The sequence below is a fragment of the Aeromonas sp. s6 genome (genome assembly GCF_040907815.1).
GTDB classification, from domain to species: Bacteria; Pseudomonadota; Gammaproteobacteria; order Enterobacterales; family Aeromonadaceae; genus Aeromonas; species Aeromonas caviae.
The window spans coordinates 1-17,013 of record NZ_JBFOCN010000070.1 but is presented as its reverse complement, the minus strand read 5'-3'; the positions used below and the strand labels follow the sequence as shown (position 1 = coordinate 17,013).

The window sequence follows — 17,013 nt, the reverse complement described above, 5'->3', positions numbered from 1 at the left end:
GGCCTGTGCCAAGAGCTCGATATCGCCCGCATGATCGATGCGGTGCTGCCCAAAAACCAATCCTTCAAAGTCTCTCATGGTCAGGCGTTGGTGGCCATGATCATCAACGGCTTAGGCTTCCATAGCAGCACCTTGCACCTGTTCCCGCGGTTCTTCGCCAACAAGCCGGTCGAGCGATTGATCGGCCCCGGGCTCTGCGCCGATGATCTTAATGATGATGTGCTCGGGCGCTGTCTGGATGCGCTGTTTGCGGCCGATGTGTCGACGCTTTATCAGGTGATGGCCGAGCAAGTGGTCGCCAAGCTGGGGCTCAAGCCCACGGCGGTGCATCTTGATATCACCAGCTTTCACGTCGATGGCGCCTATGACTGCGCCGATGGCGAACAGACCGGCCGGCTGCAACTGGTGCGGGGATACAGCCGTGACCATCGGCCAGAGCTCAATCAGGTGATCCTGGAGCTGATCTGTGAGAATCAGGCCGGCTTGCCGGTGTACCTGCAAGCGCTCAGTGGCAACAGCAACGATAACAGCGCCTTTCGCGAGACGGTTAATCGCCACCTGCGCAGCCTCAAGTCCGCGCAGGAGAGCCGCTATCTGGTCGGTGATGCAGCGCTGTACTGCGCCGAGACCCTGCACCTGTTGCATCATCAGCGCCAGCTGTTCATCACCCGCGTGCCGCGCACCCTGACGGAAGCACGGAATGCTGTGGCAGCCATTGGTGAGGCGCCGCTGACCGCGCTGGGCGATGGCTACCAGGGGCGCTGGCTGGATGCCGATTACGCGGATGTGCCGCAGCGCTGGCTGCTGGTGCGCAGCGAAAAGGCCAACCATGCCGAGCAGAAAACGCTGGCCAAGCACCTGCTGGGCGACAGCACCCGCGAGCTCAAGGCGTTCACCAAACTGTGCGCGCGGCGCTTTGCCTGTCAGGCCGATGCCGAAGCGGAGCTGGCGCGCTTTGCCAACGGGCTGAAACTACTGGAGATTGTGCAAGGCCACGTGCTGACGGAGCCCGTTTACGCCAGCGCCGGCAGACCCAAAAGCGGCCAGCAACCCGACAGCTATCAGTACCGCATCGAGGGTCAGGCCGCTACCTGCCTGGAACGGGTGGAGGAGGCCAACGCCCAGACGGGCGTGTTCATCCTGGCCACCAACGACCTGAGCGGCACCCTGACCATGGCCGAACTGCTGGCCACCTACAAGGCACAGCAAACGGTTGAGCGCGGCTTTCGTTTCCTCAAAAGCCCCGAGTTTCTGACCTCATCGCTCTATCTGAAAAAGCCGGAGCGCATTGAAGCCCTGTTGATGGTGATGACCTGCAGCCTGATGATTTACGCCGCGCTGGAGCACCGTATCCGCAAAGGGCTGGTTGCCCAAGGCCGCAGCGTGCCGGACATGAAGAAGAAACCGACGCAGAAGCCAACCGCCCGCTGGATCTTCCTGTGCTTTGGCGGGATCCACGAGTACAGCCTGGGGGGCGAACCAGCCCAAGTGACCGACATCAACACCGTTCAGGAGACCATCATCGACGTTCTCGGCCCTCGATACCGGCAGATTTATTCATGAAGCGGGTGCGGAATGTCGGATCCCATTCTCTGATGTGTGGCCGCACAAAAGAAAAGGGGACAGCAGATGCTGTCCCCTCAAGTCATTTCGTCCATTCCCTGAACTGCCATGCTCCCTGCAATCCTTGACGCTATCCTTTCCTTTGGAAATTCCCCTTCCCAATCCGTTGGGGTGTCCTGTGGCCTTCCTAGCCTGGCAATCTGTCCTGATTGCTTCACCCTCTCCTTCCTGGAGGTGTCCATTACCACATCCCGTGGTGTTCCTGCGTCATCCTGACTGATAACCATCCTGGCTATCACGCTTCATCTTGAAGCTGTTCCTGACCGCGTCTTGCGGTGTCCTTTCATCCTTGATGAGCGACAATCCGTGCCACTCAACCTCATCCCGAGGTATCCAACTGCCACATCCTGCGGTTGTCCTGTCGATCCTTGTGATAACCATCCTGGCTATCAACCCCATCCCGAGGTGTTCCTTGCCCACATCCTGCAGACTATTCCTTGTTTATGCGCTGTTTCTGCATCCTGCCGAATCAGCTCGTCCTTGTGAGACCCATACTAAGGCAATTACGGGCTCGAACAAGGTGTGCATTCGGCTTGGGTTCCGTGACATGCGGTGCAGAAATGGGCTTGTGTGGAATATTATCTACGTTTATCAGTTACTTAGATAGTTTCCACGGAAAGCATACCCAGTGCGGGATGGCTTCACGTACGGTTCAACACTGAGGGGTCTTACAGGGGGAATGGCAGATCTCTTACAAGCAGAAATCGGTAGGAAAACGATGGTACAGCCGCTTCAATCAGGGGTGTAAGAGTTCAAAATTAATTGAATACTTATGCTTTAAAAGTAGACAAAAGCCGAGATAAATCTCGGCTTTGTATTGTCTGCTGGTTTCTTTAGCTGACCCTTGTCCCAGGAGTCGGGTAGGCCTTGCGCAGTGATTCGGGTGCAAGTACCTCCAGGTTGCCGCTCATGTTGTTCAGCCAGGAGCGGAACTCGGGCGTATCTTGCACTTCGGTCTCCACCACCACGCTGCGCTTGTCGTAACGGGTCATACGCGGGTTATGTCCCGGGATTTGTCCATCGATCAGGGTCGGGCAGTTGGCATCGATGCGCCCGACGAAGCGGATCGGACCGCTGACGTCCTGATAACCCTGGTCGCGGATTAGCTTCTGGATATTGAAGTCCTTCGGCTGGGTCGCGCTGAAGTTGGTCAACTCCACGTTCTTGATGTGATCGAACGGGATGCCGTAGACCTTGGGATCCAGCTCGGAGAGGGTACAGAGCAGGATGGGGCCATCGGGCTGGTTCAGGATGCCGAGGGGATTGATGCGGTCATAGCAGAGCCAGACAGTACGCTCCTTGATGACACGCTGGATCTCGGCGCTGAACTTGCGGCCACGCCAGAGGGCGTCGCGGATCAGGGTGCTGCGGCGGATCTCAGGATTGCCGGCGAAGGGGCGAGGTGACTGGTGCACGCTCTCCAGCCAGCGCTCGGCCAGTTCGCTCTGGCTGTCGCGGATCACCTGACCAGCCTTGTCGATCAGCGGGTTCAATTCGGTCAGCACGCTTGCCGGCAACAGTTGGCTTGCCTGGTCGCTCCAGGTTTTCAGGGCCACTGCCAGCGAGAGCGGCATGATGTTGGCAAAGTCATTGAGACCATGGCGCTCGAAGCACCAGCCATGAGGCTTGCTGCGCTCATCGGAGGTGAGGTCGAACAGTCCCATGCCGGACATCTCTTCCAGGTCCCGTTGCACGGTACGGAGACTGACGTGAATGCCTTCCTCTTCCAGTTTTACCTGGAGTTGGCTGGCGGTCAGCTTGTAAGGGCGGTGCGGGATGCAACGCGCCAAGGTCAGTTGTCGTAACAGCTTCTTACTCATGGTGCATGCCTTCACTGGTTTAGCGTTGAGTGTATCCTAGCCATGGCCTGCGACAGTCTATGTCGCAAGTTTTGCTGCGACAACTGTCGCCATTTTCATACATGAAGAACCAAGGTGTTGATAAATAAGATAAAATAACAAGTTAAAGGGGTTGTTTGAGCCCTTTTTTTATTGAAAACAAGCCTTGCGAGAATGCTCGCGACCAGGGTGACTGGAAGGAAATGGAAGCAATATGGAGGGGGAGGTGGGAAGGAGGTGAGGGACGGACCCCCACCTCGACACGTCGTTACGCCAGCCAGGACCAGGCTGATTTGGTGATGGCTGCGCCCACCATGTAGCCGAATACTGCGAGAGCGGCCACTCCGGCCACCAGCTTCTGGCCGCGGGCAGGACGCTTGAGCGCCATGACGCCCAGGCCGATGTAGATCACCAGGGCAATCAGCTTGGCCATCAACCAGGGCTGCTGGCCAGGGCTCATCTGCAGGGTCACCGCCAGCAGCACACCAAACAGCAGCAGGAAGGTGTCGTTGATGTGGGGTAGCACCTTCAGCCATTTCTGTTGCAGCCGCCCGCTGCCCGCCAGCGCCAGGCTCCAGCGGTAGAGGAAGAGCAGCAGGCTGACCAGGGCCAGGGTCATGTGAAGGTGTTTGAGCATGGGGTAATAGGCAATCATGTTGCTTCCTTGTCGTTGTCGGGCAGACCGCTGTTCCATTGATGGGCGTGGGTACGCTCCTGTCCTTCCTGATCGTCTTGCAGCAGGTCGGAGAGGATGTCGCGGTATTGCAGGCTCTTGTTGATATAGGTGTGCTCGTCGTCCAGGTAGTTGACCTGTTCCCGCAGCAGCCGGTTGTCATACTGCTTGAACATCTGCCCCGCACGCCAGGCCTGATTGGCCCTGAATCCCAAGAGGGTGAGTGCTTCTACCCCAAGATCCACGGCCGACCCCAGGGTTTCGCGGTGCACGCTGTCTATCCCGTGGCGCAGGATCTCGTGGGCATGGGGTCTATCCTGGGCACGGGCCAGTATTCTGAGGTGCGGGAAGTGCTTTTTCACCATCTCGATCACTTCGAGGGAGGTGGCCGGATCATTGAGGGAGAGCACCAGCAGTTTGGCCTTGTGGGCGCCGGCCGCGTGCAGCAGGTCGAGTCGGCTGGCATCCCCATAAAACACCTGGTAGCCGTACTTTCTCAGCATCTCTATCTGGCTGGCATCCTGCTCCAGGATGGTGGTGCCAATACCGTGGCCGTGGAGCAGACGCCCCACTATCTGACCGAAGCGACCGAAGCCCGCGATGATGACCGGGTGTTCCACCAGCTCGGGCTGTTCGTGTTCGGGGGTGTCGCTCTGGTTGCGGTAGTCGAACCAGGGCTGGATCACCCGATCGTTGAGGATAAGCAGCAGCGGTGTCAGCGCCATGGAGAGGGCGACGACCAGAGTCAGCAGTGAGATGGTGCTGCCCGGCAGTACCTTGTTCTGGGCGGCGAACGAGAACAGCACGAAGGCGAACTCACCGCCTTGGGCCAGGGCCAGGGCGAAGGTCCAGCGCTGGTTCGGGGAGAGGCGAATGACAAAGCCGAGCCCCATCAGCACCAGCCACTTGAGCACCATCAGACCGATCACCAGTGACGGGATCAACAGGGGATGGGCGGCAAAGAGGCTGAAGTCGATGCCGGCACCCACCGACATGAAGAAGAGGCCGAGCAGCAGCCCCTTGAACGGCTCAATGTCCGCTTCCAGCTCGTGGCGGTATTCGCTGTCCGCCAGCACCACGCCGGCGAGGAAGGAGCCGAGGGCGGGGGAGAGGCCGACGGATTCCATGAGCACGGCGATGGCGATCACCAGCAGCAGGGCGGCAGCGACGAAGATCTCCCGCATGTGGGACTGGGCGATGGCGCGAAACACCGGCCGCATCAGGTAATGGCCACCTAGCACGATGCCGGCGATGGCGGCCACCACCAGCAGGCCGTGCTGCCAGCCTGCCAGCTCCGAGCTGCCGCTGCTGGCGACCGGCGCGATGGCCAGCAGCGGCAGGATCGCCAGGATGGGGATGACGGCGATGTCCTGGAACAGCAGCACGGCGAAAGCGGAGCGGCCGCTTTCGCTCTGCATCAGTTTGCGCTCCTGCAGGCTCTGCAGCACGATGGCGGTGGAGGAGAGCGCAAGAATGAGACCGATGGCGAGCCCCTGCTGCCAGGGCAGACCCAAAAGATAACCCACTCCGGTCAGGGCGACACTGGTGAGCAGCACCTGCAGACCCCCGGTGCCGAGGATGGGCCCCTTCAGTTGCCACAACAGGGCCGGGCGCAGCTCCAGACCGACCAGAAACAGCATCAGCACCACCCCGAACTCGGCGAAGTGCATCACGTCTTTCTGCTCGCCCACCAGACCAAGCAGGAAGGGACCTATGATGATCCCCGCCAGCAGGTAGCCAAGGATGGAGCCCAGCCCCCACCGCTTGGCCAGCGGGACGGCGATCACCGCCGCCGAGAGGTAGATCAGGGCATCAAACAGCAATCCATGTCCCATCAGCGGCTCCTCCTTAACATGATGAATGCCGGTGAGGGCTGGCCGGGCCTGCGCCCGGATCGAGTGTGTGTCATGGGAGTACTCCCAGCAGATCGCGCAGATAGGGGCTCTCGGCCAGCTGGGCCGGGGTCAGCTGCTCGTCCCGCAGGGCGCACAGCAGTTGGCGATAGTCCTGGCCGCAGCGGCGCAGCGCCTCGGGATCCTCGATCTTGTGGAAAGAGTGCAGCACGAAAGGGGGCAGCCAGCGCATGCCGCACAGCTGTGCGGTCTGCTGGAAGGGGAGCAGGAAGTCGAGCAGCGGGCGCTGGTTGTAGCCGGCGCGGCAGTAGGATTCGGGGCCACCCCCCGTGGTGATGGCGCTGAGCCACTGCTTGCCGCTGAGGGCGTGGGCCTCGGGGCCGTAGGCATAGCCGTACTCCAGCACCAGGTCCATCCACTCTTTCATGATGGCCGGGCAGGAGTACCAGTAGAAGGGGTGCTGGAAGACGATGATGTCGTGCTCCGCCAGCAGGGCCTGTTCCCGTTTCACGTTGATGAACATATCCGGATAGCGCTGGCAGAGATCGTGCAGGGTGATCCCCTCCAGCCCCTCGATGGCGTGCAGCAGTTGCTTGTTGGCCCGGGAACTCTGCAGCGCCGGGTGTGAAAAGATGACCAGAATGCGTTTCATGGGATTCCTGAAGAGGGTCTGCTGCCGGCACATGCGACAGACTGTGAGCTGAAACGTTATCAAGAAGCTCCCTGGCCCGCCAGTTCCGGGATCAGTGCGCGCAGCGCCGGATTCAGGGTCTGGTGGGCGGGGTAGCAGAGGCCGATGCGGCGGAACATCCGGGGGCCGCTCACGGGCAGGGTGCACAGGCCCGCTTCGTCCTCCACCAGCCCGTCGGGCAGGAAGCTGATGCCCACTCCGGCCAGCACCAGCGCCATCACCAGCCCCTTGCTCTCGGCCTTGGCCACCAGATTGAGGGTGAGCCGGTCACAGGCCAGCAGGCCTATGGTTTGCTGATGGGCTTCGCAGGGGGGACACTCAATGAAATCATGGTGTTGCAACTCAGCCAGCTCGATACGCGCCCTGCCCGCAAGAGGGTGTCCCCTAGGAACGCACAGCACGTACTCCTCTTCCCAGAGCGGCAGGAAGATCTCGTCCTCCCGGCGCAGGGCATCCAGGGTCAGCCGGCAGTCGGCCGGGGTGCCGTAATCGGAGAGGGTGAGATCCAGCTCGGGCAGCACCCCCTGCACCCGCCGAAGCAATCCCGCCAGCCGACGGCGGCTGAGGTCGGGCATGATGGCCATGTTGAGTCTCGCACGCGTCGCCTTCTGGCGAAACAGGGTCGGCAGGCGACGCGCCTCTTCCACCAGCTTGACGGCGTGGGGATAGAGATAGTGGGCCGGATCCTTCGCTTCCACCCCCTTCTTGCCCCGGATGAAGAGGCTGTCCCCCAGGCTCTCTTCGAGCTGGCGAAGGCCGGCGGAGAGGGAGGGTTGGCTCACGTGGCAGCGGGCTGCCGCCGCCGTGATGTTCTTCTCTTCATAGATGGCGATGAAGAAGCGCAGCAATCTCAGGTCCAGCATGGGGATACCATAGTTAATTCAGATGATAACCAGCGGAAAACTATATTTATCGCCGATGGATGTAGCGACTATAGTGACTGGGTCCCGTGCTGGCCAGCCCTTGTTTGACGCCCATTTCAACGCATCAGAAGGAAAACTCCATGTCCAAGTCCCTCGTGGTGATCACCGGCGCGTCCGCCGGGATCGGTGCCGCCATTGCCCGCGCCTTCTCCGCCGCCGGCCATCCGCTGCTGTTGCTGGCCCGCCGGGTCGAGCCCATGCAGGCGCTGAACCTGCCCGATACCCTCTGCATCGGGGTCGATGTCACCGACACCGCCGCCATGAAGGCCGCCGTGGCGCAGGCGGAGGCGCAATTCGGCCCGGTGGGATGTCTGGTCAACAATGCCGGCGTCATGCTGCTGGGACAGGCCGACGTGCAGGATCCCGCCGAGTGGCAGCAGATGCTCAACATCAACGTGATGGGGGTTCTGAATGGCGTGCATGCGGTATTGGCCGGCATGAAGGCCCGCCGCAGCGGCACCATCATCAACATCAGCTCCATCGCCGGTCGCAAGACCTTCCCGAACCATGCCGCTTACTGCGCCACCAAGTTCGCCGTTCACGCCCTGACCGAGAATATCCGGGAAGAGGTGGCCGATGTCGGCGTGCGGATGGTGACCATCGCTCCGGGCGCGGTGGAGACCGAGCTGCTCAGCCACACCACGGACGAGCGCATCAAGGCGGGCTATCACGACTGGAAGGATCAGATGGGAGGCGTCATTGCACCCGAGGTGATCGCCGACGCCGTGCTCTACGCCTGGCACCAGCCGGCCAACGTCTGCGTGCGGGAGATCGTGCTGGCAGCCACCCGTCAGCAACCCTGATGCAAACGGGGGAGGGGTTGACCCTCCCCCTGGGCCAAGGGTTACCATAGGCCCTCTTTCGTCATTGAGTCGTCTCATGGTCCTGACCCGTCGCCAACTCGCTCGCGCCCGCCGCTGGCTCCCCCTGTGGAGTCTGGTGCTGGTGCTGATGTCGTTTGGCAGCCGTGCGGCCACCGATCTCTGTACCCTGACGCCCCATTGCAGCCAGAGCGAGCGTACCCTGGAAAAAGCCATGCCCTGCGGCAGCTTCACCTCGGCGCTCGCCATGACGGTGCTCACCAGCGACAGCCTGACGGTTGCCCGGCTTGAGCCCGACAGGCCGACATACCTCTCTCCCTCTCTGTTCATGCCGGAGGCGCCCCTGGAGCGTCTCGAGCGTCCGCCCCGTCACCACGGCTGAGTCGAGTTTCCCTTTCCGGGCATTTCTTCTTAACCGAGGTGAGATATGTACAAGTCCCTGTTACTGGCCGTGCTGGCCGGTACCATCAGTTTTTCTGCTCTGGCAACCGGGCAGATGACCGTCTACAAGTCCCAGTATTGCGGTTGCTGCAAGACATGGATCAAGCACATGGAAGAGAACGGCTTTGAGGTCAAGGTCGTGGAAACCGAGCAGCTTGACCCGATCAAGCAGCAGCATGGCATCACCCCGCAGCTGGCCTCCTGCCACACCGGGGTGGTGAATGGCTATGTGGTGGAGGGGCATGTGCCCGCTGCCGACGTGCAGAAGCTGCTCAAGGAAAAACCGGCGATCCGCGGTCTAACCATTCCGGGGATGCCCCAGAGTGCGCCGGGCATGGATATTCCGGGGCAGCCCTATCAGGTGCTGAGCATCAGTGACGAGGGCGCGACCAAAGTCTGGTCGAGCTACCCCGGCTGATGGATGCTGACCGTGAGCAGACACACTTCCATCATGTGAGGCACACCTGAGCGAACCCGTGTCGCCTACGGTCAGGGAGGAGGGCCGCCATCGCGAGATGGCGGCCCTTTTTCGTCGATTTGGGGGGGAATGTCCGGGGAGCCCTTGCAACCCCGGGCGACAAGGGGCAGATTGATCGCCAATTTTTATTTTCTCAGGGACGCTTTTCCCGCTGCCTGCCGGTGTGCCGTCTGGATGCGTGCAGCACCAGCGGGAGGGGCGGCCCTGTGACAGCGCAAAGGATGCGACATGTTCACCTTTTCCCGGGGGTTGCTGCTGGCTTGCCTGCTTGCTGCGCCCTGTTCCCATGCCAACGAAGAGTCCGCCATGCCTACAAGCGATACTTCCACCCAGCCTGTCATTGTCCCCCCGGTGGCTGCCAAGCACCCCCATACCCTGAAAAAACACGGGGACACGCGCGTCGACAACTACTACTGGCTGCGTGACGACGAGCGGCAGAAGCCCGAGGTGCTGGACTATCTCAAGGCAGAGAATGCCTACACCGAGGCCATGCTTGCACCGATCAAGCCGCTGCGCGAGCAGCTCTACAAGGAGATGGTGGCCCGTATTCCCCAGCAGGACGAGTCTGTCCCCTATGTGAAGAACGGCTACCGCTATCAGACCCGTTACGAGCCGGGCAAGGAGTACGCCATCTACTCCCGCAGCAAGGTGGAAGGGGACGGGGCGCCCGCCCTGCTGCTGGATGGCAACCAGCGTGCCGAAGGCCACGAGTTCTATGCCCTGGGGGCGCTCGAGGTGAGCCGCAACAACCGCTGGCTGGCGGTGGCGGAAGATTATCTCTCCCGCCGTCAATACAGGATCCAGTTCCTCGATCTGGAGAGCGGCGCCTGGGCCGCCGACACCCTCGAGAACACCTCCGGCAACCTGGTGTGGGCCAACGACAGCAAGACGGTCTTCTACGTGCGCAAGCACCCCAAGACCCTGCTGCCCTACCAGGTCTATCGCCACGAGCTGGGCACGGATCCCGCGAAGGATATCCTGGTCTACGAGGAGAAGGACGACTCCTTCTATGTGAGCCTCTACGCCACCACCTCGGAAGATTTCATCGTCATCTCCCTCTCCAGCACCACCACCAGCGAGGCGCGCCTCATTGATGCCAATGTGCCGGGCCAGACGCCACGCCTGTTCCTGCCCCGTCAGGTGGATCACGAATACAGCCTGGATCACTACCGTGGTCGCTTCTATGTGCGCTCCAACAAGGACGGCAAGAACTTCGGCCTCTATGAGACCAAGGAGAGCCCGGTGGATCGCTGGAAGGCGGTGATCGCCCCCAATCCGGACGTGCTGCTGGAGAGCTATGCCCTGTTCAGGGACTGGCTGGTGCTGGAGGAGCGCAGCCAGGGGTTGACCCGGTTGCGTCAGGTCAACTGGCAGAGCGGCGAACAGAAGGAGATCGCTTTCGATGATCCCGCCTATGTCACCTGGCTTGCCTACAACCCGGAGCCGGACACCAGCGCCCTGCGCTATGGCTACTCCTCCATGACCACGCCGTCCTCCACCTATGAGCTCGACATGGACAGCGGCAAGCGGACTCTGCTCAAGCAGCAGCCGGTGGCGGGCTTCGTGCCTGCGCAATATGCCAGTGAGCGGCTCTGGATCACCGCCCGTGACGGCGTGGCCGTGCCGGTGTCGCTGGTCTATCGCAAGGACAAGTTCAAGAAGGCAGGGGGGGGTGCAGGCACCAATCCCCTGCTGGTCTACGGCTATGGCTCCTACGGCGCCAGCATGGACCCGGACTTCAGCAGCTCACGCCTGAGCCTGCTGGACCGGGGCTTCGTCTACGCCATCGCCCATATCCGGGGTGGCGAGGAGCTGGGCCGCACCTGGTATGAAGAGGGCAAGCTGCTCAAGAAGCAGAACACCTTCAACGACTTCATCGACGTGACCGAGGCGTTGGTGGCGCAAGGCTACGGCGCCAGGGATCAGGTCTATGCCATGGGAGGCAGCGCCGGCGGCCTGCTGATGGGGGCCGTCATCAACCAGGCGCCCCAGCTCTATCGCGGCGTGGTGGCCCAGGTGCCCTTCGTCGACGTGGTCACCACCATGCTGGACGAGTCCATTCCCCTCACCACAGGGGAGTATGACGAGTGGGGCAACCCGAACCAGAAGCGCTACTACGACTACATGAAGGCCTACAGCCCCTACGATCAGGTCAAGGCCCAGGCCTACCCGAATCTGCTGGTGACCACGGGGTTGCACGACTCCCAGGTGCAGTACTGGGAGCCGGCCAAGTGGGTGGCCAAGCTGCGTGAGCTGAAGACGGACGACAACCAGTTGCTGCTCAGCACCGACATGGAGGCCGGTCATGGCGGCAAGTCGGGCCGTTTCAAGGCCTATGAGGACATCGCCCTGGAGTTCGCCTTCATTCTGGAGCTGGCTGGCAGCAAGGCGTGATGGCCGGGCCCAAATGAAATCAGCTTGTTACCAAACCCCGTTCCGGCAGCCCCGGATCGGGGTTTTTGCATCTTGGCGACAAAAGCGTCATTAACGTCGTGTTTATGCTGTTCAGTAAGCACTTCGCAATATAACGGACCAGGTTTCTAATCCTTGCCAGTCAAGGGTTGCGAAAGAATCTGGGCGTGCTTTTTATTGCTTCCCTTTGATAGTTCATGTAATTAATCTGCCCTTGAGAAATGAATGATCCGCTTCAAACTTCTCGCTATTTAAATCCGCCATTTTGCTGTTTTGTTTGATTTATGTTGGTATTATGTGCTTAATCGGGGCGTTAATGCTTTTGAACTGACCCGTTTCTGGTCAGATCACCTCCGATCGGCATGACGCTGATTATCTCACCGCAGGATGATGGTGGCTTCTGGAAGGGCGCGTGCCGCTCGACCATTTCCTCGTACGAGGTCGTATAGGCGAACCCAGTCTTGATGCGGGTCTGTCTCATATTCTCCCGGGAAACGGGTGAAATAAATCAATGAAAAGGATGAAGAACATGAAAGGATTATCCTTGGCGTGCGCCTTGTCGGCGGCTCTGGTCGGTGTGTCGTTTGGTGGTCCGGTGCAAGCGCAGGAGCGCTTCGTGACCATAGGCACCGGCGGTCAGACCGGCGTCTACTACGTGGCGGGCCAGTCCATCTGCCGCTTCCTCAACCGCGGCGCCGCCGATCACCAGATCAAGTGCAACGCCCCGGCCAGTGGCGGTGGTGTTGCCAACGTCAACGGCATCCGCTCCGGCGAATTCAACTTCGGCATCATGCAGTCCGACCATCAGTACAAGGCGATGAAAGGCGTCGAGCCGTTCAAGGCCGAAGGTCCGATGGATGACATCCGCGCCGTCTTCTCCCTGCAGAGCGAAGTGTTCACCATCCTGGCCCGCAAGGACGCCAAGGTAGCCAGCTTCGACGACCTGAAGGGCAAGCGCGTCAACATCGGCAACCCGGGTTCCGGTCAGCGTGACACCTTTGAAGAGATCATGACCGTGAAGGGCTGGGACAAATCCGCCTTCAGCCTGGTCTCCGAACTGAAACCCGCCGAGCAGGCCTCTGCCCTGGGTGACAACAACATCGACGCCATGAGCTACTTCGTCGGCCACCCGAACGGCGCCATTCAGGAAGCCTCCACCACCACGGACACCGTGCTGGTGCCGGTCACCGGCCCCGAGATCGACAAGCTGCTGGCCGAGAAGAGCTACTACAGCAAGGCCGAGATCCCGGGTGGTCTCTACAAGGGCAGCCCGACCCCGACCCCGTCCATCGGTGGCAAGGCGGTGCTCTCCACCAGCGCCAAGGCTGACCCGGAAGTGGTCTACCAGCTGGTCAAGTCCGTGTTCGACAACCTGGACCGCTTCAAGCGCCTGCACCCGGCCTTCGCGGATCTGAAGGAAGCCGACATGATCAAGGTGGGTCTCTCCGCTCCGCTGCATGAAGGCGCTGTGCGCTACTACAAGGAACGTGGCTGGATGTAATCCGGCTGCGTCTTCGGATGTGCCCCGGACTCGCTCCTCCTTCGGGGGAGCGAGTCTCATTTATTGCAGTACCTACAGAGTCACACTATGCCGCAAACACAACAACAAGAGGCGTTCTCGGCCGAGGAGCTGATCGCCCAGGACGTCGGCGCCAGGCTGCCCGTCGGCCCCATGAGCTGGATCATCGCGGGTCTTGCGCTGATCTGGTCCCTGTTCCAGCTCTGGATAGCCTCGCCGCTGCCCTTCTCTCTCGGCATCGGCGTCCTCAACGACACTGAAACACGCTCGATTCACCTGGCCTTCGCCATCCTGCTCGCCTACCTGGTGTTCCCCGCCATGCGCAGCTCACCGCGAGACAGGGTTCCCCTTGCCGACATCGCCCTCGGCCTCGTCGGTGCCGCCGTCGCCAGCTATCTGTTCGTGATGTACCAGGAGCTTGCCCAGCGTCCCGGCAACCTGACCACCATGGACTTCGCGGTGGCCTGCGTCGGCATCCCGCTCCTGCTGGAAGCGGCCCGCCGCGCCCTGGGCCCGGCCCTGGCGGTCATCGCCATCGTCTTCCTGGCCTACAGCCTGGCCGGTCCCTGGATGCCTTCCCTGCTGGCCCACCGCGGGGTGAGCCTGCATGCGCTGGCCAACCACCAGTGGATCACCACTGAAGGGGTGTTCGGCATCGCCCTTGGGGTCTCCACCAGCTTCGTCTTCCTGTTCGTGCTGTTTGGCGCCCTGCTCGAGCGCGCCGGTGCGGGCCATTACTTCATCCAGCTCGCCTTCAGCCTGCTGGGTCACTTGCGCGGCGGCCCGGCCAAGGCGGCCGTGGTCGCCTCGGCCCTGACCGGCGTCATCTCCGGCTCCTCCATCGCCAACGTGGTGACCACGGGCACCTTCACCATCCCCATGATGAAACGGGTCGGTTTCTCCAAGGAGAAAGCCGGCGCAGTGGAAGTGGCCTCTTCGGTCAACGGCCAGATCATGCCGCCGGTCATGGGGGCTGCGGCCTTCCTGATGGTGGAGTACGTGGGCATCCCCTATGTGGAGATCATCAAGCACGCCTTCCTGCCGGCGGCCATCTCCTACATCGCCCTGCTCTACATCGTGCACCTCGAGGCGCTCAAGCTCGGGATGCAGCCCATCGGCAACCGTCAGCCGCGCCCCTGGCTGCGTCGCCTGACCGGCTTCGCCTTCGGTGCCGCCCTCATCAGCGGCCTCTCCATGGCGGTCTACTACGGTCTGGGCTGGCTCAAGCCGGTACTGGGTGACTATGCCCTGCCGGGGATCAGCGTGCTGCTGGCCGTCGCCTACCTGGGACTGCTGAAGATCGCCGCGAGCAACGCGCCGCTGCCGGCGGAAGACCCGGACAAGCCACTGGACGAGCTGCCCGAGACCCGCGCCGTGCTGCTCTCCGGCCTGCACTTCCTGCTGCCCGTGGTGGTGCTGGTGTGGTGTCTGATGGTGGAGCGCCTCTCCCCCGGCCTGTCGGCCTTCTGGGGTTCGGTGATGCTCATCATCATCCTGCTGACCCAGCGACCGCTGCTGAACTGGCTGCGCACCGACGGCAAGCATGACTACGGCTCCTTCACCGATGGCGTAGTGGACCTGCGCGAGGGGCTGATTGCCGGTGCCCGCAACATGATCGGCATCGGCATTGCCACCGCCACTGCCGGCATCATCGTCGGGGCCGTCTCCCAGACCGGCGTCGGCCTGGTGCTGGCGGATCTGGTGGAGTTCCTCTCCATGGGCAACCTGCTGCTCATGCTGATCCTCACCGCGCTGCTGAGCCTCATCCTCGGCATGGGGCTGCCGACCACTGCCAACTACATCGTTGTATCGAGCCTGCTGGCGCCGGTGATCGTCACCCTGGGTCAGCAGAACGGCCTCATCGTGCCGCTCATCGCGGTGCACCTGTTCGTCTTCTACTTCGGCATCATGGCGGACGTGACCCCGCCGGTGGGGCTGGCCTCGTTCGCCGCGGCCGCCGTCTCCAAGGGCGACCCCATCAAGACCGGGATCACGGCGTTCTACTACAGCCTGCGTACCGCGGCGCTGCCGTTCCTGTTCATCTTCAACACGGATCTGCTGCTCATCAACGTGGACTTCTCCCACGGCGTGCTGATCTTCTTCGTGGCCACCATCGCCATGCTGATCTTCGCTGCCGCCACCCAGGGCTTCTTCCTGGTGAAGAGCCGCTGGTACGAGAGCGTGCTGCTGCTGCTGGTGGCCTTCACCCTGTTCCGTCCTGGCTTCTGGATGGATCTGCTGCACGACCCGTATCGCGACACCGCCCCGGCCGAGCTGGTCCAGACCATGGGGCAGGTGGAGGCCGAGAGCACCCTGCGCCTGCGCATGGAAGGGGAAGATGCGGTGGGCAAGTTGCGCCGCTTCACCGTGCTGCTGCCGGTGCCGGAGGGCGCCAGTGGCGAGGATCGTCTGGCCAAGCTGGGGATCCAGACCTATGAGCAGGACGGCAAGATCCTGATCGACACCGTCACCTTCGGCAGCCAGGCCGCCGATCTGGGGCTGGAGATGGATCAGCAGATCCTGAGCGTCAAGGCGCCTACCGAGCGCTGGCCCAAGGAGCTGATGTGGCTGCCGGGCTTCCTGCTGTTCGGGGCTGTGGTCTGGCTGCAACGCCGCCGGGTCGCTCGACCCTGATCATCACCCAATAAAAAACGGCGCCTTCGGGCGTAATGCCAGTCAGTTAAGCCTGACTGGCATTGTTTTTACTAGGTTTTCTCGTCGCATACTTCTGTGGTTTGGCTTTGATGCACCTTGGGTAACTTCGTTCTCGGCGGGCGGGTAACTTGAACTGCTCTGCCTGTTTGTCCAACTCAGCGACACGCCCTGGAACCATGCCCGGTGACACAAACGGCAGGCAACTGAGTTCATGCAGCAGATACACCGATGCCATGTGAAAGCTCAACTGGCTGGCCGTATAGCCCTTTAAGCTCGCCGCCATCCTAACCATCTGATATCTCAGTAGGTTATAGGCCAATACCAAGCCCCATAGCTCCTGCCTTACTCCATCGGGTTTCTTGCTGCGCAGCGTCAGCCGGTGCTGTTGCAGGCTATGTTTCATCTCCCGATAGCCCAGCTCGATTTCCCAGCGATTCTGGTATAGCTCCATCAACTCGCTGGCCGGGAAGCGCAGCGGGTCGGTGAGCGAGGTCAGCACCTGCCGCTCCTTGCCGTTTACCGTCCGGGTCAGCAGCCGGGCTTCGAACTGCTCCGGCAACTCGCTCCACTTCTTCTTGGCCTGCGGACTGGCACTGAGGCGTACCAGCACATCCTGCCGCCCCAGCTTGCGGATGACCTCGTATTGAGCCCCCTTTTTCAGCGGAATAAGCCAGTGACGCGCTACGCCCTGGCGTTGCCAGGCATGGAGTAACCCCAGTGAGTAGAAGCCCTTATCGAACAGGGTCAGGCTATTATCGGGTGTTTTTTCAATCAGTTGCTCTGCCAACACCATCTCGTTTACCGCACAGGAGTCCATCACTGTCTGGGTCAGCAGATGACTGGTCAGCTCCATCTGACACAACATGCGGACCTGGGGATATTGCGTCTCCCCCTGGACGGTTTTCGACTTGGCAAAGGCGCCGGCATTGTCCGGAGTATCGGGCGTGCGCCAGACCACCCCGTCCACGGCCAGCAGCTGCAAGCCGGCCCAGGTGGGGTGCTGACACTGCTGATGCCAGAGTGTGGCGGTCTGCTGGAACACCTGTCGAACGGCTTGGTCAGCCAGTTTTTGGCGCGCCTGGATGA

General features: G+C 61.5%; 13 protein-coding genes. 7 read left to right on the top strand and 6 right to left on the bottom strand.

Annotated elements, in window-relative coordinates:
* Positions 1 to 3 precede the first annotated feature (3 nt).
* Complete coding sequence (locus AB5Y50_RS11160; RefSeq protein WP_368162673.1) at positions 4 to 1,563, top strand: IS1634 family transposase; 1,560 nt, start codon at positions 4 to 6, stop codon at positions 1,561 to 1,563.
* Positions 1,564 to 2,456: 893 nt separating this feature from the next.
* Here the strand turns inward: AB5Y50_RS11160 and AB5Y50_RS11155 are convergent.
* From AB5Y50_RS11155 to AB5Y50_RS11135, 5 genes are all read right to left on the bottom strand, one after another.
* The gene (locus tag AB5Y50_RS11155; RefSeq protein WP_029313511.1) at positions 2,457 to 3,443 is read right to left on the bottom strand and encodes a YafY family protein; all 987 of its coding nucleotides are present in this window, start codon (positions 3,441 to 3,443) and stop codon (positions 2,457 to 2,459) included.
* A 286-nt stretch (positions 3,444 to 3,729) separates the two neighbouring features.
* Entirely contained in the window at positions 3,730 to 4,116 is a 387-nt protein-coding gene (locus AB5Y50_RS11150) for a SirB2 family protein (RefSeq protein WP_039040394.1), read from the bottom strand.
* The gene (locus AB5Y50_RS11145) at positions 4,113 to 5,969 is read right to left on the bottom strand and encodes a monovalent cation:proton antiporter-2 (CPA2) family protein (protein WP_368162826.1); all 1,857 of its coding nucleotides are present in this window, start codon (positions 5,967 to 5,969) and stop codon (positions 4,113 to 4,115) included. Before AB5Y50_RS11145 ends, AB5Y50_RS11150 begins: the two co-directional genes overlap by 4 nt.
* Before the next feature lie 70 nt (positions 5,970 to 6,039).
* Positions 6,040 to 6,639 (bottom strand): NAD(P)H-dependent oxidoreductase, encoded by a 600-nt coding sequence (locus AB5Y50_RS11140; protein WP_042881940.1) that lies wholly within the window; start codon positions 6,637 to 6,639, stop codon positions 6,040 to 6,042.
* Between the two features lie 59 nt (positions 6,640 to 6,698).
* Positions 6,699 to 7,541 (bottom strand): LysR family transcriptional regulator, encoded by an 843-nt coding sequence (locus AB5Y50_RS11135; protein ID WP_041212185.1) that lies wholly within the window; start codon positions 7,539 to 7,541, stop codon positions 6,699 to 6,701.
* Between the two features lie 140 nt (positions 7,542 to 7,681).
* On the opposite strand from AB5Y50_RS11135, the gene AB5Y50_RS11130 reads away from it, so the two are divergent.
* The 6 genes from AB5Y50_RS11130 to AB5Y50_RS11105 all read left to right on the top strand — a co-directional run bounded on the left by AB5Y50_RS11130 (position 7,682) and on the right by AB5Y50_RS11105 (position 15,906).
* A complete protein-coding gene (locus tag AB5Y50_RS11130) occupies positions 7,682 to 8,404 on the top strand; it encodes an SDR family oxidoreductase (protein WP_010672575.1) in 723 nt (240 codons plus the stop codon).
* Positions 8,405 to 8,480: 76 nt separating this feature from the next.
* Positions 8,481 to 8,804: a hypothetical protein gene (locus AB5Y50_RS11125; protein ID WP_041214286.1), complete on the top strand. Its 324-nt coding sequence runs from the start codon at positions 8,481 to 8,483 to the stop codon at positions 8,802 to 8,804.
* Between the two features lie 45 nt (positions 8,805 to 8,849).
* Positions 8,850 to 9,281: a DUF411 domain-containing protein gene (locus AB5Y50_RS11120; protein WP_043154436.1), complete on the top strand. Its 432-nt coding sequence runs from the start codon at positions 8,850 to 8,852 to the stop codon at positions 9,279 to 9,281.
* Positions 9,282 to 9,569: 288 nt separating this feature from the next.
* Positions 9,570 to 11,735 (top strand): oligopeptidase B, encoded by a 2,166-nt coding sequence (locus tag AB5Y50_RS11115; protein WP_039040399.1) that lies wholly within the window; start codon positions 9,570 to 9,572, stop codon positions 11,733 to 11,735.
* A gap of 547 nt (positions 11,736 to 12,282) precedes the next feature.
* Positions 12,283 to 13,254 carry a TAXI family TRAP transporter solute-binding subunit gene (locus AB5Y50_RS11110; protein WP_043154457.1) on the top strand — a complete coding sequence of 324 codons (972 nt, stop codon included), beginning with the start codon at positions 12,283 to 12,285 and terminating at the stop codon, positions 13,252 to 13,254.
* Positions 13,255 to 13,341: 87 nt separating this feature from the next.
* Positions 13,342 to 15,906 carry a TRAP transporter permease gene (locus tag AB5Y50_RS11105; protein WP_069785123.1) on the top strand — a complete coding sequence of 855 codons (2,565 nt, stop codon included), beginning with the start codon at positions 13,342 to 13,344 and terminating at the stop codon, positions 15,904 to 15,906.
* Between the two features lie 46 nt (positions 15,907 to 15,952).
* On the opposite strand, the gene AB5Y50_RS11100 is transcribed toward AB5Y50_RS11105, so the two are convergent.
* On the bottom strand, positions 15,953 to 17,013 hold a 1,061-nt coding region (locus AB5Y50_RS11100; protein WP_368162444.1), incomplete at its 5' end, for an IS4 family transposase.